This window comes from Xanthomarina maritima, assembly GCF_008084905.1.
GTDB classification, from domain to species: Bacteria; Bacteroidota; Bacteroidia; order Flavobacteriales; family Flavobacteriaceae; genus Xanthomarina; species Xanthomarina maritima.
In genome coordinates this window covers 141,650-160,346 of sequence record NZ_VSFC01000052.1, presented here as the reverse complement: position 1 = coordinate 160,346, position 18,697 = coordinate 141,650, and the positions used below count along the sequence as shown (strand labels likewise).

At 31.6% G+C, this 18,697-nt stretch carries 19 protein-coding genes; 8 read left to right on the top strand and 11 right to left on the bottom strand.

Annotation, left to right across the window (positions count from 1 at the left end; translation table 11 throughout):
* Positions 1-17 precede the first annotated feature (17 nt).
* The 4 genes from FVF61_RS10635 to FVF61_RS10620 all read left to right on the top strand — a co-directional run bounded on the left by FVF61_RS10635 (position 18) and on the right by FVF61_RS10620 (position 6,190).
* Positions 18-3,470 carry a pyruvate carboxylase gene (locus tag FVF61_RS10635; protein ID WP_148456195.1) on the top strand — a complete coding sequence of 1,151 codons (3,453 nt, stop codon included), beginning with the start codon at positions 18-20 and terminating at the stop codon, positions 3,468-3,470.
* 62 nt (positions 3,471-3,532) lie between these two features.
* Positions 3,533-3,991 carry a hypothetical protein gene (locus FVF61_RS10630; RefSeq protein WP_148456192.1) on the top strand — a complete coding sequence of 153 codons (459 nt, stop codon included), beginning with the start codon at positions 3,533-3,535 and terminating at the stop codon, positions 3,989-3,991.
* A gap of 31 nt (positions 3,992-4,022) precedes the next feature.
* Positions 4,023-4,712, top strand: a complete 690-nt coding sequence (locus tag FVF61_RS10625) for a glycosyltransferase family 2 protein (protein WP_148456190.1) — start codon at positions 4,023-4,025, stop codon at positions 4,710-4,712.
* Positions 4,709-6,190: a cellulose synthase family protein gene (locus FVF61_RS10620; protein WP_199757298.1), complete on the top strand. Its 1,482-nt coding sequence runs from the start codon at positions 4,709-4,711 to the stop codon at positions 6,188-6,190. The genes FVF61_RS10625 and FVF61_RS10620 overlap by 4 nt, the downstream gene beginning before the upstream one ends.
* Here FVF61_RS10620 and FVF61_RS10615 read toward each other — a convergent pair.
* Both FVF61_RS10615 and FVF61_RS10610 read right to left on the bottom strand, forming a co-directional pair.
* A complete protein-coding gene (locus tag FVF61_RS10615; RefSeq protein WP_148456187.1) occupies positions 6,187-6,996 on the bottom strand; it encodes an amidohydrolase family protein in 810 nt (269 codons plus the stop codon). The genes FVF61_RS10620 and FVF61_RS10615 overlap by 4 nt on opposite strands.
* A 26-nt stretch (positions 6,997-7,022) precedes the next feature.
* Positions 7,023-8,252 (bottom strand): serine hydrolase domain-containing protein, encoded by a 1,230-nt coding sequence (locus tag FVF61_RS10610; RefSeq protein ID WP_148456184.1) that lies wholly within the window; start codon positions 8,250-8,252, stop codon positions 7,023-7,025.
* Positions 8,253-8,342: 90 nt separating this feature from the next.
* Between FVF61_RS10610 and FVF61_RS10605 the strand changes: the two genes are divergently transcribed.
* Entirely contained in the window at positions 8,343-9,731 is a 1,389-nt protein-coding gene (locus tag FVF61_RS10605; RefSeq protein ID WP_148456181.1) for a mannosyltransferase, read from the top strand.
* Positions 9,703-10,524, top strand: a complete 822-nt coding sequence (locus FVF61_RS10600; protein WP_148456178.1) for an alpha/beta hydrolase — start codon at positions 9,703-9,705, stop codon at positions 10,522-10,524. Before FVF61_RS10605 ends, FVF61_RS10600 begins: the two co-directional genes overlap by 29 nt.
* On the opposite strand, the gene FVF61_RS10595 is transcribed toward FVF61_RS10600, so the two are convergent.
* The 8 genes from FVF61_RS10595 to FVF61_RS10560 all read right to left on the bottom strand — a co-directional run bounded on the left by FVF61_RS10595 (position 10,521) and on the right by FVF61_RS10560 (position 15,870).
* Complete coding sequence (locus tag FVF61_RS10595; protein WP_148456175.1) at positions 10,521-10,733, bottom strand: lipopolysaccharide assembly protein LapA domain-containing protein; 213 nt, start codon at positions 10,731-10,733, stop codon at positions 10,521-10,523. The genes FVF61_RS10600 and FVF61_RS10595 overlap by 4 nt on opposite strands.
* 191 nt (positions 10,734-10,924) lie before the next feature.
* The gene (locus FVF61_RS14365) at positions 10,925-11,083 is read right to left on the bottom strand and encodes an RMD1 family protein (protein ID WP_233586796.1); all 159 of its coding nucleotides are present in this window, start codon (positions 11,081-11,083) and stop codon (positions 10,925-10,927) included.
* A gap of 456 nt (positions 11,084-11,539) precedes the next feature.
* Positions 11,540-11,953 carry a VOC family protein gene (locus FVF61_RS10585; protein WP_148456172.1) on the bottom strand — a complete coding sequence of 138 codons (414 nt, stop codon included), beginning with the start codon at positions 11,951-11,953 and terminating at the stop codon, positions 11,540-11,542.
* 11 nt (positions 11,954-11,964) lie between these two features.
* A complete protein-coding gene (locus FVF61_RS10580; RefSeq protein ID WP_007648922.1) occupies positions 11,965-12,195 on the bottom strand; it encodes a hypothetical protein in 231 nt (76 codons plus the stop codon).
* A 12-nt stretch (positions 12,196-12,207) separates the two neighbouring features.
* Positions 12,208-12,564 carry a hypothetical protein gene (locus tag FVF61_RS10575; RefSeq protein ID WP_148456170.1) on the bottom strand — a complete coding sequence of 119 codons (357 nt, stop codon included), beginning with the start codon at positions 12,562-12,564 and terminating at the stop codon, positions 12,208-12,210.
* 10 nt (positions 12,565-12,574) lie between these two features.
* Complete coding sequence (locus FVF61_RS10570) at positions 12,575-13,549, bottom strand: deoxyhypusine synthase family protein (RefSeq protein WP_148456167.1); 975 nt, start codon at positions 13,547-13,549, stop codon at positions 12,575-12,577.
* Positions 13,539-14,480 (bottom strand): agmatinase, encoded by a 942-nt coding sequence (gene speB, locus FVF61_RS10565; protein WP_148456164.1) that lies wholly within the window; start codon positions 14,478-14,480, stop codon positions 13,539-13,541. The genes FVF61_RS10570 and speB overlap by 11 nt, the downstream gene beginning before the upstream one ends.
* Positions 14,473-15,870, bottom strand: coding sequence for a type III PLP-dependent enzyme domain-containing protein (locus tag FVF61_RS10560; RefSeq protein WP_148456161.1), 1,398 nt, complete (start codon positions 15,868-15,870; stop codon positions 14,473-14,475). The genes speB and FVF61_RS10560 overlap by 8 nt, the downstream gene beginning before the upstream one ends.
* A 454-nt stretch (positions 15,871-16,324) precedes the next feature.
* Between FVF61_RS10560 and FVF61_RS10555 the strand changes: the two genes are divergently transcribed.
* Both FVF61_RS10555 and FVF61_RS10550 read left to right on the top strand, forming a co-directional pair.
* The gene (locus FVF61_RS10555; RefSeq protein WP_148456158.1) at positions 16,325-16,738 is read left to right on the top strand and encodes a carboxypeptidase-like regulatory domain-containing protein; all 414 of its coding nucleotides are present in this window, start codon (positions 16,325-16,327) and stop codon (positions 16,736-16,738) included.
* Between the two features lie 14 nt (positions 16,739-16,752).
* Positions 16,753-17,766, top strand: a complete 1,014-nt coding sequence (locus tag FVF61_RS10550; protein ID WP_148456154.1) for a transglutaminase domain-containing protein — start codon at positions 16,753-16,755, stop codon at positions 17,764-17,766.
* 6 nt (positions 17,767-17,772) lie between these two features.
* Here FVF61_RS10550 and FVF61_RS10545 read toward each other — a convergent pair whose 3' ends face one another.
* Positions 17,773-18,684 (bottom strand): pseudouridine synthase, encoded by a 912-nt coding sequence (locus FVF61_RS10545; protein WP_148456151.1) that lies wholly within the window; start codon positions 18,682-18,684, stop codon positions 17,773-17,775.
* Positions 18,685-18,697: the final 13 nt, after the last annotated feature.

Genomic DNA, 18,697 nt, shown 5'->3' with positions numbered 1-18,697 from the left:
AAAACACACAACTAACTATGAAAATCAAAAAAGTACTTGTTGCCAACAGAGGAGAAATTGCTATTAGAATTTTTAGAGCCTGTACAGAAATTAACGTCAAAACAGTTGGTGTTTACACTTTTGAAGATAGATATTCTCTACATAGATACAAAGCAGATGAATCTTATCAAATAGGAGAAGACAACGAGCCTTTAAAGCCTTATTTAAATATTGATGAAATTATTAAAGTTGCTCTAGAATGTGGTGCAGATGCCATCCATCCTGGTTATGGATTCTTATCTGAAAATGCCCAATTCGCAAAAAAATGTGAAGAAAACGGCATTATTTTCGTCGGCCCAAAAGTCTCTGTTCTTAAATCTCTTGGCGATAAAATTACTGCTAAAGAAGTGGCAGTTGCTAATAATATTCCAATTATTCGTAGCAATGAAAAACCTTTAAAAAATATTGAAATCGCCTTGAGTGAAGCCAATATAATTGGCTTCCCAGTTATGTTAAAAGCAGCTTCTGGTGGTGGTGGTCGTGGCATGCGAGTTATTAGAAATGCCGAAGAATTGACTGGTGCTTTTAACGAAAGTAAACGTGAAGCCCTAAATGCTTTTGGAGACGATACGGTTTTCCTAGAAAAATTTGTTGAAAACCCTAAGCATATAGAAATTCAAATTGTAGCAGATAATTATGGAAATACGGTTCATTTATTTGAACGCGATTGTTCAGTTCAACGTCGCTACCAGAAAGTGATTGAGTTTGCTCCCTCATACGATTTAAAACAAGAAACAAAACAGGCACTTTACCAATATGCTATTAAAATCTGTAAAGCTGTTGATTATAATAATATTGGAACCGTTGAATTTTTAGTAGATGATGATGGTTCTATCTATTTTATTGAAGTAAACCCTAGAATTCAAGTAGAACATACAGTTACTGAAGTAGTAACAAATATCGACTTAGTTAAAACGCAATTGTTTATTGCTGGAGGCTATAAATTATCAGACCAACAAATAAAAATTCCAAATCAGGAAGCTGTAAAAGTTAATGGGTACGCTTTACAATGTAGAGTTACTACTGAAGATCCACAAAACGATTTCAAACCAGATTATGGAGAAATAACTACCTATAGAAGTGCTTCAGGTTTTGGAATTCGTTTAGATGCTGGATCTGTTTACCAAGGAGCAATAGTATCTCCTTTCTTCGATTCCATGCTTGTAAAAGTAACTGCCAACAGCAGAACTTTAGATGGAGCTTGTAGAAAAATGCGTCGTGCTTTAGCAGAATTTAGAATTAGAGGTGTTAAAACAAACATGCCTTTTTTAGATAATATCTTAAAACACGAAACCTTTAGAAAAGGAAACGTCACAGTAAATTTCATCAAGCAAAATCCTGATTTATTTGTCTTTAAAGCTCCTCGAAACAGAGCTACAAAACTAGTCACTTATTTAGGAGATGTTATTGTGAATGGCAATCCAGATGTCAAAAAAATGGATCCAACTAAAACCTTTGTAAAACCAATTGTGCCAAAATATGCTCCTAATGGTTCTTATCCACAAGGAACCAAAGATTTATTGACAAAGTTAGGCCCAGACAAATTCTCGCAATGGTTAAAAGCTGAAAAGAAAATTCATTTTACAGACACCACCATGCGTGATGCGCATCAAAGTTTATTAGCTACCAGAATGCGAACGTACGACATGCTTAAAGTAGCTGAAGGTTATGCTAAAAACAATCCAGATATATTTAGTATGGAAGTTTGGGGTGGAGCCACGTTTGATGTCTGTTTTCGTTTTCTACAGGAAAACCCTTGGGAACGCCTGCAGTTATTACGCAAAGCCATGCCAAATATATTGCTTCAAATGCTAATTAGAGGCTCTAATGGTGTTGGTTATACTGCATATCCAGACAATTTAATTGAGAAATTTGTGGAGCAATCTTGGGAAAATGGCGTGGATATTTTCAGAATTTTCGACTCTTTAAACTGGATGAAATCTATTGCTCCTTGCATTGAACACGTTCGAAATAAAACACAAGGTTTGGCTGAAGGTTCTATTTGCTATACAGGTGATATTCTAAATCCTAAAAACACCAAATACAATCTAAAATATTATACAACGCTTGCAAAAGACATAGAAAATGCAGGAGCTCATATTTTAGCCATTAAAGATATGGCTGGCTTACTAAAGCCTTATGCAGCATTCGAGTTGGTTTCTGCCTTAAAACAAGAAATCAATATTCCAATTCATTTACACACACATGACACCTCATCTATTCAATCGGCAACTTATTTAAAAGCTATTGACGCTGGTGTAGATGTGGTAGATGTGGCTCTTGGTGGGTTATCTGGATTAACATCACAACCAAACTTTAATTCGGTTGTGGAAATGTTGAAATTCCATGATAGAAAAAGCAACCTTAACATCGATTCTTTAAACGAATACTCCAACTATTGGGAAACTGTAAGAGAATACTATTATCCCTTTGAATCTGGTTTAAAAGCAGGTTCTGGAGAAGTCTTTAAACACGAGATTCCTGGAGGTCAATATTCAAATTTAAAGCCTCAAGCGCAAGCATTAGGTTTGGAAGACAGATTTCATGAAATAACTAAAATGTATGGAGATGTGAATCTACTTTTTGGTGATATTGTTAAAGTAACTCCTAGCTCGAAAGTAGTTGGAGATATGGCTCAATATTTAGTAAGCAATAACCTAACCGTTCAAGATGTTTTAGAACGTGGCGATACTATTTCTTTCCCTCAATCTGTGGTGAGTTTCTTTAAAGGCGATTTAGGCCAACCTGTTGGAGGCTTTCCAAAAGATCTTCAGAAATTGATTTTAAAAGATGAAAAACCTTATACAGATAGGCCAAATGCGCATCTAGAACCAATAGATTTTGAAGAAGAGTATAAAGCTTTTAGAAAAATATTTGAAAAAGATTTAAGCAGACCTTTAACAATCATGGATTTCTTATCCTATAAACTCTATCCAAAAGTATTTACAGATTCTTATAATAAGCATCTTAAATATGATAACCTGATGAATTTACCTACCAAAAATTTCTTTTATGGAATGGAAAGAGGTGAAGAAATAATTGTAGAATTAGACAAAGGAAAAACACTTCTTATCACATTAGATTCTGTTGGAAAACCTAATACAGATGGCATGGTTACGGTTTATTTTAAGGTAAATGGACAAGGCAGATCGGTTCAAATAAAAGACGAATCTATTAAAGTTGATAAAGTGGAACATGTAAAAGCAGACAAATCAAATCCAAAAGAAATAGGCGCTCCTTTACAAGGCTTGCTTTCAACGATGTTAGTTAAGAAAGGTGAAACAGTCACTAAAAATCAGCCACTTTTTATTATTGAAGCTATGAAAATGGAAACTACCATTACTGCAAACGAAGCAGCCACAGTAAAACAATTGGTGTTAAAAGCTGGAGTAATGGTAAATTCAGAAGATTTAGTGATTAGTTTAGAATAAAATTAACACCAATAACTGAAAGGACTTCTTATTTTTATGGACAAATCAGCAAAATAATCTCTATGAATTCTGAAAATGTGGAAAAACAAGAAGAACCAAATTTTTTTAAATGGGCATTTAAATATGCTGCTACTGCTGGAATAGCTGGAATTTTATGCTGTGTAGCTCCAGCTGTGTTATTCATGTTTGGACTCATGGGAGGTGTTTATGCTATCTCCTTTGCAGATTTCTTTTATGCCGAAGATGGCTCGGTTGGATTAGGTTCCTGGATTCTAAGAGGTTTTGCAATCATCATAGGGCTTTACGGCATTTATCTATATAGAAAAAAACAAAATCAGTGTTCAATAGAACCAAAACGTAAAAAGAAGAACTTGATTTTAATGATTATTATTACAGCTATTTTAGGATTAGGCATCTTTTTATCTTTAGAAAAATGGTCTTCATGGTATTTTGATGAACATATTGTCCCAGCTCAGCAGGAAGAATACAAACAGATGGAATTAGAAAATAACGAGAACTAAATTGTATTTTTGTTTTTGAAAAGAATTCCCAATGTCAATCATAAAAGTCATCATTCCTGCTTATAATGAAGCTGATTCTATTGCTAACGTAATAAATGATATTCCTAAAGTAGTTGATGAAATTATTGTGATTAATAACAATTCTTCAGATAATACTGAATTCAACGCTAAAAAAGCTGGAGCAACCGTTTTAACTGAAACAAACAAAGGGTATGGCTATGCTTGTTTAAAAGGCATAGACTATATTTCAAATCAGGAAACAAAACCAGATATAATTGTATTTTTAGATGGTGATTATAGTGATTATCCAGAGGAATTAACCAAAATTATTCAACCAATTATTGAAGATAACATCGATTTTGTAATTGGAGCACGTGTAAAACAACTCCGTGAAAAAGGCTCTATGACCAAACCACAAATTTTTGGAAACTGGCTTGCTACACAATTAATGCAAATCTTATTCAACTCAAAATTTACCGATTTAGGTCCTTTTAGAGCTATTAAATATGATAAATTATTGGCTTTAAACATGGATGACAAAACCTATGGATGGACTGTTGAAATGCAATTGAAAGTTTTAAAACATAAAATGACTTATTTTGAAATTCCTGTGAATTACAGAAACAGAATTGGTGTTTCTAAAGTTTCAGGAACCATACAAGGTGCTACAATGGCAGGCATTAAAATTTTAGGATGGATTTTTAAATACAGTTTTAAATGATCTATTTGATAAGTCTTATCATTGTTATTTACACCATGGCTTTATTGCTTATATTTCTATATGCATTAGCACAACTTAACTTACTTTCAAATTATCTTGCAGCACAAAAAAACAAGTCGAAAGAACCTAAATTTGATTTCTCAAATCCAGATGACATACCCTTCGTTACCATTCAACTTCCTGTATATAACGAAATGTATGTTATGGAACGGTTACTCAATAACATATCTCAAATAGATTATCCAAAAGATAAATTTGAAATTCAGGTTTTAGATGATTCAACAGATGAATCTTTTGAAACTACAGCTACTCAAATTGCTTCCCTTCAAAACAAAGGAATAAACATCTCACATGTTCATAGAAAAAACAGAAAAGGTTTTAAAGCTGGAGCCCTAAAAGAAGGCTTAAAAACTGCCAATGGAGAATTCATCGCCATATTTGATGCAGATTTCCTTCCAAAATCTAACTGGTTAAAAGAAACCATCCCATACTTTAAAAATGAACAACTTGGAGTGGTTCAAACACGTTGGAGTCATTTAAATAGAGATTTTTCTGTTTTAACAAAAATACAAGCTTTTGCTCTGGATGCACATTTTACCCTAGAACAAGTTGGTCGAAATAGTAAAGGGCATTTTATTAATTTTAACGGAACAGCTGGAGTTTGGCGAAAAACCTGCATCATTGAAGCAGGCAATTGGGAAGGAGACACGTTAACAGAAGATTTGGATTTAAGTTATAGAGCTCAATTAAAAAATTGGGAATTCAAATATCTGGAAGAAGTAGAAACTCCTGCAGAACTTCCAATAGTTATTAGTGCAGCGAGATCGCAACAATTTAGATGGAATAAAGGTGGTGCAGAAAACTTTCGAAAAATGGCTTGGAAGGTTATTAAAAGTAAAAATATTTCAGCAAAAACAAAAGCTCATGGTTTATTGCATTTATTAAATTCTACCATGTTTTTAAATGTGCTTATTGTGGCTGTTTTAAGCATTCCTATGTTGTATATTAAAAACGAATATGCGCATTTAAAACCATACTTCTATATGATGAGTTTCTTTGTAATAAGCTCACTCATATTCTTTGTTTGTTATTGGTTTATGTACAAAAAAATATATGGAAGTGGTTTAAAGAATTTCGTGCAATACATCATGATGTTTTTCACTTTTTTCTCAATAGCTATGGGATTTTCGTTACATAATTCCATGGCAGTTATTGAAGGTCATTTAGGAAAACGAAGTGATTTTATTAGAACACCAAAATTCAACATTCACGCCATTAAAGACAATAAGTACTTAAAGAATAATATATCCTTAAATGTTCTTTTTGAAGGTTTGCTAACCATCTATTTTGCGTTTGGAATGTATTCTGCTTTTGTTGTTGGAGATCAAGGTGGTGATTTTGGGTTATTTCCTTTTCACCTGATGCTTTTTTTGGGGTTTGGATTTGTATTTTTTAAATCTATAACTTCTAGAGTTTAAAGTTTTGTAACATCAATTTTAAATAGCTCTGCAGCATTTTTCCAAAGAATTCTATCTTTCTTGTCGTCTGAAAGTTCTAATTGATCCATAAATTTTAAATAAGATTTCATATTAGAAATAGGCCAATCTGTTCCATATAGCAAGTAATTCGGATCGCCAGCATAAGTAATCATTTCTTCAATTTCTTTTTTCATGAAGCGTTCAAACTTTTCGGAAAAATCGCCAAGAACCAATCCTGAAATATCAGCATAGACATTTTGGTTTTTATAAACGACTTCCATACAGTCTCTAATCCAAGGGTTACCTACGTGACAAATAACTATTTTTAAATCGGGATAATCTACTGCTAAATCGTCTATATGAAGTGGATGAGAATATTTTACTTTTCCTGTTGGAGCATACGTATCACCTGAATGAAACATGACAGGAACATCATATTCAATAGCCATTTCATACCAAACTTTCAATCTGGTATCGTTTGGATAAAATGGCTCATAACCTGGATAAAATTTCAAGCCTTTAATTAAACCCCTCTCAAGATATTCACCTATTTCTCTAATATCTCTATGATTATAATTAAGATAGCTTATCCCTGAAACTACACCTAGATTGTTTCTGCCTTTAATAGCTTCGACTACTTGTTTTGTACTAGGTCTATGCTCATTCACCTTATAAGAAGACAGCACTAAAGAATAATCTACTTTGTTTTCTATCATGGTTTCTGTAAGAAGATTTAAACAATCTTCTAAAGAGGCTACTCGATCTTCGTGGTAATTGTTAATGTGTGTGTGGACATCTATAATCATATATTTATCTAATAAGTTTTTATTTATTATTCAACAATAGAAATTAAATCTTCATCTTTTTCATTTTCTTGAAAAGGTAAAGCAATGGCTCTAAAAAATTCTAAAGTTGAAAAATCGCTACTTGGAACATAAGAGCTTTCATTATATTTTGGGTTGGCAGATAATTTAACAATAACCGTTTTGGTTGTTGGATTGATATATATATACTGTCCATAAACTCCCATAGCCATATACTCGCCTTGTTCGCTTTTAGGAATCCACCATTGATACCCATAACCAAATTCATTTCCTGGTTGCACATGTGGAGCATCTGGTGTTGTTGAAGCTTTTACCCAGTCTTCTGACACAATTTGTTTCCCATTTAAAAACCCATGATGTAAAAATAAAGAGCCAGCTTTTGCATAATCTCTCAACGTTAAATTTAAACCTCCAAGAACCATTTCCATATTTGTACCATCAAGCAACCAATATCCATCATACTCCATTCCTAAAGGATTGTATAACTTATCTTGCATATATTCTGTAATGGTTTTTCCTGTAGCTCTTTTAAGAATCATACCCAAAACATGGGTGTTAATACTCACATAATGACAAACAGTTCCAGGTTCAACCTCACGTTCTAAAGTGGCTGCAAATTTATCTTGAGAATTTCCCATAGCAAAACCTCTTCCCCAACGATTGATATCGCTGAAAAAATCGGCATAATCTTCATTAAATTTAACTCCAGTAGACATTTGTAACACATCTTTTATTCTAACTCCTTCATAAGCTGTTCCTTTTAATTCTGGCACATAGACTTCTACATATTCTTCAATACTATTAATATGTCCTTCTTCAATAGCAATTCCCGTTAAAGCAGAAATGAAAGATTTTGCCATAGACCAAGAAATATTTCTAGTAGATTCTGTATTGCCCAAATAATAGTTTTCATATACAATGCTGTCATTCTGAATCACTAGCAATCCAGTTGTCCATGAATCTTCGATAAAGTTTTGAATATTGTAATCTTTACCTTCAAATTGAAAACTTTCAGGTAAATTTAAAGGTGTTCCTTCTGAATAAATATGTTTATTAGAAGGTGCTTCCAAGACAGAAACTGGCCAAATAGAATCGAAAGATCTAAAATTAGTTACAATTTTATCTTCATCAAAAAGATGCATCGTTAAGTTTACCATTTTATATTTTGGGTAAAGCCAAATACAACAAACAATGAGTATAAATAAGAGTACTAAACCAATTTTTTTCCAAGTTTTCATGATAGAATGGGATTTTAAAAAACAGTTTGTAAGATAGCATCAAAAAAGTATTTTATTAAACGAATTGCCTATTTTATTTATATTTGATGGATGCTTTTAAACCCTTCCTTTTTAAAACTTCATAAAATCCCTATAGCTTTTGTCATTTCAAGCTTGCTATTCTATTTTAGCTTTGCTTATAGTTTACAAAGAGCAGATTCTATAAAGCTTATATCCTTATATGTTGCATTGTTCTTTTTATTCTATAAACTAGTTCAAATAAATAAAAGCAACTTCAAGTTTTTAACCGTTTTAGCTTTTCTATTTCGAGCAGTTTTTATTTTGGCGATTCCAAATCTCTCACAAGATTTTTATCGTTTTATTTGGGATGGACGAATGATTCTCGAAGGCTTCAACCCTTATCTTTATACTCCAGATTTCTTTATATCCATAAATGATTTCCCAATTTGGCAAGCTAAAGAATTACATGAAGACATGGGAAGTTTGAGTGCCAACCATTACACAAATTATCCTCCATTAAATCAGTTATGTTTTGCTCTTGCTAATCTATTTCCAGGAAAGAGTGTTTTAAGTTCAGTTATTGGACTACGATTGATTATTATAGCAGCCGATTTTGGAACACTTTACTTTGGCAAAAAACTACTAAAAAAATTAAAATTACCTAGTTATAATATATTTTGGTATGTCTTGAATCCGTTTATAATTATAGAATTTACTGGTAATTTACACTTTGAAGGTGTCATGATTTTCTTTTTGGTGTGGAGTCTGTATTTATTGTATTGTAATAAATGGATGCTTGCTGCGCTTGTATTTGCTTGTTCTGTTTCTGTAAAGCTTATCCCTTTATTATTTTTACCATTATTTTGGCAGTGGTTTTTACACAATAAAAAAGATGCTTCTACTACGCTAAGCATGGCAAAATTAATAGGATTTTATGTTATTGTCGGGTTGGTTGTTGCACTGCTTTTTATTCCTTTTTACTCTCAACAATTTATTATAAATTATGCTGAAACCGTTGGTTTATGGTTTCAAAACTTTGAGTTTAATGCCAGCCTCTATTATGTTGCTAGGGAAATTGGCTATGTGTATACAGGTTATAATCAGATAGCCATTATAGGAAAATATATGGCAATTTTTGTTATATTATTCGTTATTGGTTTGGCTTTATTGAGAAAGAACACTTCCATGGTTCAGCTCATTTCTGCCATGTTACTGGCTTTATCCTTTTATTATTTTACAGCCACAACAGTGCATCCTTGGTATTTGGCAACTCTTTTAATTTTATCCGTATTTACTAAATACAAATTTCCATTGGTTTGGAGTTTGGTTATAATTTTAAGCTACTTAGCTTATACTAATTCCAACAATACAGAAAATTTATGGGTTATTGGTTTGGAATATATAATAGTTTATGCTGTATTTTTGTACGATATTTTAAGTAAGAAATCTGTTGAATCTAAATTATCCGAAAATCTTTAGACGTATTGCCAGAATTATTGCAACGCTTTTTGCATTGTATTTGCTTTCGTTAGTTTTTGTTTATTTTAAACAAGAGCGTTTCTTTTTCAACCCCAAAATATTAGCAAAAGATTATCAGTTTGAGTTCAAAGAGACTTTTGAAGAGTTAAATATTCCGGTTGCTAATAACATAAATTTGAATGCTGTTTTATTTAAAGCAGAAAATTCTAAAGGTGTTATTTTATATTTACATGGTAATGCTGGAGCCATTCATGATTGGGGAAAAAGAGCGCCTTTATATTTAGAAAATAATTACGATATTTTGTTTGTAGATTATAGAGGATATGGAAAAAGCGATAGTGAATACTGTAACCCTGAAGATCTGTTTAGCGACATGCAAAAGGTTTACAATTTCACAAAAACCCGTTATAAAGAATCAGAAATTGTGGTACTTGGCTTTTCTTTAGGATCTGGATTAGCCAGTTATTTAGCTTCAAAAAACAATCCGAAAATGCTTATTTTAAATGCTCCTTACTATTCTTGGAAGACTTTAATTTCTGAAGAAATTGCACCTCCAATTCCAGAATTTATTATTAAATACGATATTCCTTCGTATCAATTTGTAAAGCAAGTAAGATGTCCAATAAAAATATTCTATGGCACTCGAGATTTTTTAATTCATCCAGATACCAATGCTAAAAAACTTGAAGCTTTGCAACCAAGTAATATAAAACTTTTTCCCATTACAGATGCTGGACACAACGGATTACATATTACCAAGCAGTATTACGAGGATTTAAAAAAAGTACTTTAAACTTTTTCAATCTTGTTTTTGCTTCGTTTTCTATAAGACAACAAAACACCAGAGAGCAAACCCAATAAAAAACAACCAAGAATAACCAGAACTAAGGACATGGAGATATCGAATGTCAGTAGCTTGATGGTTACCACTTCGGTATTTTGCATGGTAAAAGTTACAATTAACAAGATAAGGATGATTGCAATTATGGCTTTTGTATTCATAACTATAGAATTAAATTCTAATGAAGATAGCTAATTTTTACTTATAAAAGTAATTTGGCAATAAACATATCTACCACTTCTATAACTATAAGGATTATTATAACCCATTCCAGCCTACTGCTTTCTTTGTGGTCCATAATGTCTTTAAAGAGCTCCAAATTTTCTTTAATAATCTCAATTCTGTCATGAATTTATATATACCTATCATTTAAATCGAACGTTTGTTTTAAATCTGTATTCAACTTGTTAAGCTGCTCATTTTCCCAAGTAATGACAGGAGAATCAAAAATATATAGGTTTTCTAAAATACGATTTTTTATGTTTAATATCTTTCCAATAAATCGTTTCAATTTGTTTCCAGAAATATCTAGTTTTCCTTTATTTTCAAGGTATTTGGTGTGTTTGTTGGTTCAATTAATAGTTCTTCGGTAATTTCAGAATAGCTATTAAGAGTGACAGATTGGGAAGTGTTTAACATTACCAACGAATCATCTCGTGATTTAATTCAGGCAAAATAACATGATCAAATTGAATCAGGCTCAATGTAAATAGGCATTTGTTCTGATTGGGCTTAACTAAAAAAGTATCACAAAATGGCTTTATGTCTTGTAAAGCTTTTTCAATTTCGGTAGACGTCATGTTAAAAAAACAAACCAGTCCCGTAATGAAAAATGTAAATGAATTTGTCTTGAGCTCTTTTATAAAAAAGTTCATCACTATCTTGAAACAGCAATTGCCATGACAATTGCTGCTTACTTATTTTAATTTGGATAGTGTTTGCTACTTGATAAGCAACAACTGTGTAATTAGGATTTAAATATGTTTTTAGAATCTTTAAAGCATTTAAATTCCAACATATAATCGTTTGGATCTTTTATAAAAAAAGAAGCATGCTCTCCTGCTTTGTTACTTAAAAACGTGGTTTTCTCAACAATTTCTAAATTTTGTTTATTTAATTTAGAATAGATGTCTTGCCAAGTTTTTTCGTCTACTATAATTCCAAAATGAAACGAGGGTAAAATTTTACCTTCGAAAACATAATTTGGACTATTAAAGTTAAATTTTTCGGCTTTTATAAATGTTAGTTGGTGACCAAATAAATTTATATCAACCCAATTTTGGGCATGTCTGCCTGAAGTTGCGCCAATACTGTTAGTGTAAAAATTTTTTGTTTCTTTTACACTTAAACATGGTATTGACATGTGAAAAGACGTATTCATAAATTTACAGATTAGAGTGGTTTTAAACTTTCTACTCTGTAAATTACGAAATCTTCGTCATTATCTTCATAAACTTCAATAAAAGTTATTTTAAAAGACTTGTTAATTAAACTTTTATCGTTCTTTAAATCGAATTGTTTTAAAACTCTAGGATGAACTTCATCGAAAACTAGTTCTTCTCCATTTTCAAATAAGAAGGTAAAGTAACCATCTTTATAAGATAAAAATTCAGCTTCTCTCATCACTTCATTACATTAATCTTCATCATCATCTACATCTACTACGTCTTCAACATCATCTACATCGTCCACATCGTCGTCTGCATCATCAAATTCCAGATCTTTTACAACTTCCTCATCTCCAACAACATCATCATCGTCAGTATCATTATCATCATCTGAATAATCTTCCATAGCTTGAACTAATCTAACACCAACTTTAACTAGGTAAATGGTGTCTTCTGTTCTTACTTCTACGGCTTCAACAATTTCATTTTTAATATTTCTGAAGGAAATGATATCTTCATCATCATAACCATCAGGGAATTTTTCAACTAGAAGATCTAATATATCTTCGTTTAGTTTTTGATAATCTACTATTACTCGTTTCATTTTTTATAGGTTACATGTCTAATAAATAAGCAAATATTAATGGTGCAACGATGGTTGCGTCACTTTCAATGATAAACTTTGGCGTGTTAATATCTAATTTTCCCCAAGTTATTTTTTCGTTTGGAACAGCTCCAGAGTAAGATCCATAACTGGTTGTAGAATCGCTAATTTGGCAGAAATAACTCCAGAAAGGTGTGTCTGTACGTTCCATGTCTTGATACAACATAGGGACTACACAAATTGGGAAATCGCCAGCAATTCCTCCTCCTATTTGAAAGAAACCAATCCCTTTCTCAGAATTATTAGTGTACCAATCTGCTAAGAATGTCATGTATTCAATTCCAGATTTCATGGTACTTGCTTTTAACTCTCCTTTAAGCACATAGCTAGCAAAAATATTACCCATAGTACTATCTTCCCATCCTGGACAAATAATTGGTAAATTTTTCTCTGCAGCTGCATACATCCAAGAGTCTTTTATATCAATTTCGTAATACTCTTCTAAAACTCCAGAAAGCAATAATTTATACATAAATTCGTGTGGAAAATAGCGTTCTCCGTTTGCTTCGGCATCTTTCCAGATTTTCACGATATGTTTTTGCAAACGTCTAAAAGCTTCTTCTTCAGGAATACAAGTATCTGTTACTCTATTAAGTCCTCTTTCCAATAAATCCCACTCTTCTTGAGGTGTTAGATCTCTATAATTTGGTACTCTTTCGTAATGAGAATGAGCCACCAAATTCATAATATCTTCTTCTAAGTTTGCTCCTGTACAAGAGATTATTTGCACTTTATCTTTACGAATCATTTCAGCAAATATTTTACCTAATTCGGCAGTACTCATAGCTCCTGCTAGAGACACTAGCATTTTAGCACCAGAATTTAATTGGTCTTCATATCCTTTAGCTGCATCTACTAAAGCAGCTGCATTAAAGTGTAAATAATATTTTTCTATAAAATTTGAAATCGCTCCTTTAGTACTCATCGTCTTCATTGAATTTTGAATTATTATTTTTATTTACGTATGAATTATCAAAAGAGTTGTCATACTCATCGTCCACACTTTCATTTTGAAATTTATAGCTCAACATTTTATAATACAATTTTGCTGCTAAGAAATCTGAAGACTTATCTATTTTGTTTGGACATAACTCCACAATATCAAAACCAACCACGTTTTTTTCTGCAAATACCTGCTTTAAAAAATCCATAGTTTCGTACCATAACAAGCCTCCTGGTTCTGGAGTTCCTGTACTTGGCATGATAGAAGGATCGAAAGCATCCAAATCTATGGTAATAAACACATTGTCTGTCATTTGGTCAATAGCACTATCTACCCAAGTATCATCTTCAGCCATTTCATGAGCAAAATACGTTTTATCTGTATCCATAACCGTAGTTTCCATCACGTCCATAGAACGAATACCTATTTGAATTAAGTTTGTAGTTTGACTCGCTTCATATAAAGCACAAGCATGATTACATTTTGAACCATGATATTCTTTTCTTAAATCTGCATGTGCATCTAATTGTACAACAGTTAGATTGTCGAAACATTCATTAAAAGCTCTTATGGTTCCAATAGAAATAGAATGCTCACCACCAAAAGCGGTTACAAATTTATTTCTTTTAATATACTTTTTGGTTATTTGATGAACAGCTTCAACCATAGCTTCTGGCGAAGAATTTTCAGTAACAGCATCAGCTAAGAAAACTCCTTGTTGATATACTTCTGTTCCTGTTTCTATATCATAAAGCTCCATGTTTTCAGAAGCATTTAAAAAGGCTTCTGGACCTTTATCTGCTCCTTTTTGCCAAGTACTAGTCCCATCATAAGGCACAGGTATTAATACTATTTTTGAACTGTCTAATTTTGAATATTCTTCTGCTATTCCAGCATACGTTTTATTATCCATGGTAACCTAAAATTTTAAGTAAGTCTTCACTTTTTTGTTGTTCACTAAATAATTTTGTTGAGATGTTTCCATCGTCATCTTTGTCTATTAATATATGTTTCGGCGAAGGAATTAAACAGTGTTGAAGTCCTCCAAATCCACCTATGGTTTCTTGATAGGCTCCTGTATTAAAGAACCCAAGATACAATGGTTTTTCTTTATTATATTTTGGCAGATAAATAGCATTCATATGCTGTTCGCTATTGTAATAATCGTCGCTATCGCAAGTTAAACCTCCTAACAAAACTCGTTCGTAACTATCGTTCCATCTATTAATAGGCAGCATAATAAAACGTTTATTAATAGCCCATGTATCTGGTAAGGTTGTAATGAAAGATGAATTAATCATGTTCCATTTTTCACGATCGTTTTGTTGTTTTTGGTAAAGCACTTCATAAATAGCTCCTCCACTTTCTCCTACTGTAAAACTACCAAATTCTGTGAATATATTCGGTACAGGCACTTCTTCTTGTTCGCAAAATAATTTTATTTGATTGATAATTTCATCAACCATATATTCGTAATCAAAATCAAATGCCAAAGAGTTTTTAATAGGAAATCCTCCTCCAATATTTAAACTGTCTAAAGATGGACAAATTTGTTTTAAACTTGTGTAAACCTTTAAACATTTAGAAAGTTCGTTCCAGTAATAGGCATTGTCACGAATTCCAGTATTTATAAAAAAGTGCAACATTTTAAGTTTCACTTTTTTATTATCCTTGATTTGATTTTTATAAAAAGGCACAATGTTTTTGTAACCAATACCTAAACGAGAGGTGTAGAACTCAAATTTTGGTTCTTCTTCTGATGCTATTCGAATTCCAATATTAAATTTTCCTTTTATTTCTTGTGAAAGCAGGTCTATTTCTTCGTAATTATCAATAATTGGGATGCAATTCTTTTGTCCATTATTAATTAGTCTGGCAATATTAGTAACATATTGAGCACGTTTAAAACCATTGCTAATCACATAAGTTTTATTTGTAATTTTACCTTCTGCCTTTAGGTTTTCAACAATATCAATATCGAATGCAGAAGAGGTTTCTATGTGAATATCGTTTTTTAAAGCTTCGTTTAAAACATGCTTAAAATGTGAACTTTTTGTACAATAACAATAATGGTATTTACCTTTATATTTATGTTTTTTAATAGCTTTTGCAAACCATTGTTTTGCACGACCTATATTATTTGAAATTTGTGGTAAATATGTGAATTTTAATGGAGTGCCATATTCTTCTACTAAACCCATTAAATCTATATCGTGGAATTGAAGATGTCTGTCTTCAAGTTTAAATTCTTCTTGTGGGAAATAAAAAGTTTGATTGATTAAATCAATATATTTTGTATTCATTCTATGTTTTTAAAAATGTAATTATTCTAATTTTTTGGAACTAAAAGTTTAAAAGTAAACAATAATGAGTACAAATCAAATTTGTATCTGACTTTGTGTTGTAGGGACAAAGCCATAGTTATGCTGACTAGCATAAATTGGTATAACGGAAATTAGCTTTAAAATTCGGTAGCTTAATCTGTAAGCAGCTTTTGAGTATGACTTCCTAATTTTCAAAAGCCCGAACATAAAAACATGGTTCAATGTGTTCAGCTAAAAGTTTTGTCTTTGTGTAATAAGTTTCAAAAAGCGCTGCAAATGTAATTTATTTTTTGACACACAAAACTTTTTTGATTTTTTTTAAAGATTTTTCACTATCTTAAATAGAATTAATAACTTAACTTTTTATGAAGCGTTTATTCCAATAAACAATCATGGTAAATTGTAAAAGAAAAATTAATAAAACTATAATATTATGAAAACGCACATGACATTAACGCAAAACAGAAATAGCTTAAAACTAAAAAAAGCTATGGGCTTGATTGGTATTTTTATCTTTACCTTACTAGCTTCAGTTCCTATCAACGCACAAACAGATATAACTGTTAAAGGTATAGTGACTGATGAATTTGGCCAACCTCTAGAGGCTAATATTACTTTAAAAGGTGCCAATGTAGGAACATTTTCTGATAAAGATGGGACATTTACATTTCCAAAGGAATTAAAAAAGAACGATGTTTTAATTTTTACACATTTAGGATTTAACACGATAGAAAGAACAATTGATGAAAAAAGTAGTTTTCTAGAAATTTCAATGGGAACTGAAATAGTTGAAATGGCAGGTGCTCTAGAAGTAGATAAGCCTTATAAATCCAAACGCAAAAAATAGTCTAAATTCTCCAGATGAAAAACCTCTGGTATATAATAGCATTCATTTTTGTATGCCAGACTTTTGCTCAACAATCTGATTTCAGTCATATTGATTTTAGCAAAGCTGATAGTAATGCATTAGCATGCAAGGATGAAAAACTAAATAAGTTACCAAAACTAGTTTATAAACTAACTTCTGGATTACCTACAGAAGTTGAACGCTTTAGAGCTATTTATATGTGGGTTTGCACTAATATTTCGAATGATTATAATTTGTATTTAAAGAATGAACGAAAAAGAAATAAATTTTATAATGACAGTCTAAAACTTAACGCTTGGAATACTCGATTTAATAAAATAATATTCCATAAGCTATTAGAGGAAAAAAAAACAATTTGTACTGGTTATGCTTATTTAGTAAAAAAACTCTCTGATTTAGCCAATATAAAATGTGAGATTGTTCATGGTTATGGCAGAACGAGTACTACAAATATTGAAAAATTAAAATCTCCAAACCATTCATGGAATGCTGTTGAGTTAAATGGAAAGTGGTATTTATGTGATCCAACATGGGCAAGTGGTTTCCAAAATGCTGAGACATTAGAGTTTACTTTTCAATATAACGATGGATTCTTTTTATCTGAACCTGAATTATTTGCGGTAAATCACTTTCTAGTTGAAAATAAATGGATTTTTCTTGAAGGTAACACAAATACATTTGAAACTTTTTTAGAATCACCTATAATTTATGGTAAAGCTTATAAATACTTATTAGCTCACACTGCTCCAAAAAAGATGCATCATTCAATTACTAAACATGATAAGGTAACCTTTGAATTTGTTCTTCAAAAACCTATTGAACAAAAAGATATTAGTTTTTTAATTGATAATGGCCATCATATTAAAAAAACCAACCCTACTAATACTTTAATTGAAGACTTATCTTTAACTATAGATTACCAGTTTAATTCAATTGGTTTTTATGATGTGCATCTATATTTTGGGGATGATTTAATTTCCACATATACAGTAAAGGTCAAGAATTAATTGAAACTACAACATCTTCAAAGTATTCACTTCCTGCTCTGTAAGATGTTTCCAATGTCCACGAGGAATATCTTTTTTTGTAAGATGTCCTATAGCCACACAATCCAAGCTTATAATATCATATTTCAACTCATCGAAAATAGTTCTTATAATGGTATTTCCTGTGTTCTTAATTTTAAGACCAATTTCTTTCTTAGAGGCTCCATCTATATAGCTAATTTCTTCAACTGCTATTAGTTTCCCATCTACTTTAAATCCTTCTCTAATTTTTTTAAGATCTTCAATCTTTAAATTCTTATCTAATTCAATTTGAAATAACCGAGCAACACCATTTTTAGAATTAGTGAATTTTTTAACAATAGTTTCATCATTAGTAAATAACAAAAGTCCTTTAGAATTTCTTCCTAAACGTCCAATTGGTTTAACACGAGAACTCGTTGCATTAGCAACCAAATCCATAACCGTTCTGCCTTTCCCTTCAGCAGTAGTTGTAGCAAAACCTTTTGGCTTATTAAGTAATACATATGCTTTCTTTTCTGGGTTTATGCGTCTACCATCGTATCGAACCTCATCTTCTAATTTCACTTTGTAACCCATTTCTGTTACTGTTTTACCATTAACAGTTACTAAGCCAATAGCAATGTGTGCATCTGCTTCTCTGCGAGAACAAATACCAGAATTAGCAATATACTTGTTTAATCTTATCTCATCTGGATCCGACTTTTTTACTGGCTCTTTTTTCTCAGTTTGAGGTTTAGAAGTAGGAGATTTTTGTTTTTTTATAGGTGAATTTCCTCTAGAATAACTTTTGTTATGAGATGTGTTTCCACCACGAGCAGATGATTGGTTTGCTCCTCCCTTTTGTTGTCCTCTTCCTGAAGATTTACCTTTATTACTGCTACCTTGATGTCTGCTCATGAATACTAATTTT

Excerpts from the sequence above, each read along its gene's own strand:
- FVF61_RS10635 (WP_148456195.1), top strand. The coding sequence starts at position 18 with ATGAAAATCAAAAAAGTACTTGTTGCCAACAGAGGAGAAATTGCTATT.
- FVF61_RS10630 (WP_148456192.1), top strand. The coding sequence starts at position 3,533 with ATGAATTCTGAAAATGTGGAAAAACAAGAAGAACCAAATTTTTTTAAA.
- FVF61_RS10625 (WP_148456190.1), top strand. The coding sequence starts at position 4,023 with ATGTCAATCATAAAAGTCATCATTCCTGCTTATAATGAAGCTGATTCT.
- FVF61_RS10620 (WP_199757298.1), top strand. The coding sequence starts at position 4,709 with ATGATCTATTTGATAAGTCTTATCATTGTTATTTACACCATGGCTTTA.
- FVF61_RS10615 (WP_148456187.1), bottom strand. The coding sequence starts at position 6,996 with ATGATTATAGATGTCCACACACACATTAACAATTACCACGAAGATCGA.
- FVF61_RS10610 (WP_148456184.1), bottom strand. The coding sequence starts at position 8,252 with ATGAAAACTTGGAAAAAAATTGGTTTAGTACTCTTATTTATACTCATT.
- FVF61_RS10605 (WP_148456181.1), top strand. The coding sequence starts at position 8,343 with ATGCTTTTAAACCCTTCCTTTTTAAAACTTCATAAAATCCCTATAGCT.
- FVF61_RS10595 (WP_148456175.1), bottom strand. The coding sequence starts at position 10,733 with ATGAATACAAAAGCCATAATTGCAATCATCCTTATCTTGTTAATTGTA.
- FVF61_RS10585 (WP_148456172.1), bottom strand. The coding sequence starts at position 11,953 with ATGAATACGTCTTTTCACATGTCAATACCATGTTTAAGTGTAAAAGAA.
- FVF61_RS10580 (WP_007648922.1), bottom strand. The coding sequence starts at position 12,195 with ATGAGAGAAGCTGAATTTTTATCTTATAAAGATGGTTACTTTACCTTC.
- FVF61_RS10575 (WP_148456170.1), bottom strand. The coding sequence starts at position 12,564 with ATGAAACGAGTAATAGTAGATTATCAAAAACTAAACGAAGATATATTA.
- FVF61_RS10570 (WP_148456167.1), bottom strand. The coding sequence starts at position 13,549 with ATGAGTACTAAAGGAGCGATTTCAAATTTTATAGAAAAATATTATTTA.
- speB (WP_148456164.1), bottom strand. The coding sequence starts at position 14,480 with ATGGATAATAAAACGTATGCTGGAATAGCAGAAGAATATTCAAAATTA.
- FVF61_RS10560 (WP_148456161.1), bottom strand. The coding sequence starts at position 15,870 with ATGAATACAAAATATATTGATTTAATCAATCAAACTTTTTATTTCCCA.
- FVF61_RS10555 (WP_148456158.1), top strand. The coding sequence starts at position 16,325 with ATGAAAACGCACATGACATTAACGCAAAACAGAAATAGCTTAAAACTA.
- FVF61_RS10550 (WP_148456154.1), top strand. The coding sequence starts at position 16,753 with ATGAAAAACCTCTGGTATATAATAGCATTCATTTTTGTATGCCAGACT.
- FVF61_RS10545 (WP_148456151.1), bottom strand. The coding sequence starts at position 18,684 with ATGAGCAGACATCAAGGTAGCAGTAATAAAGGTAAATCTTCAGGAAGA.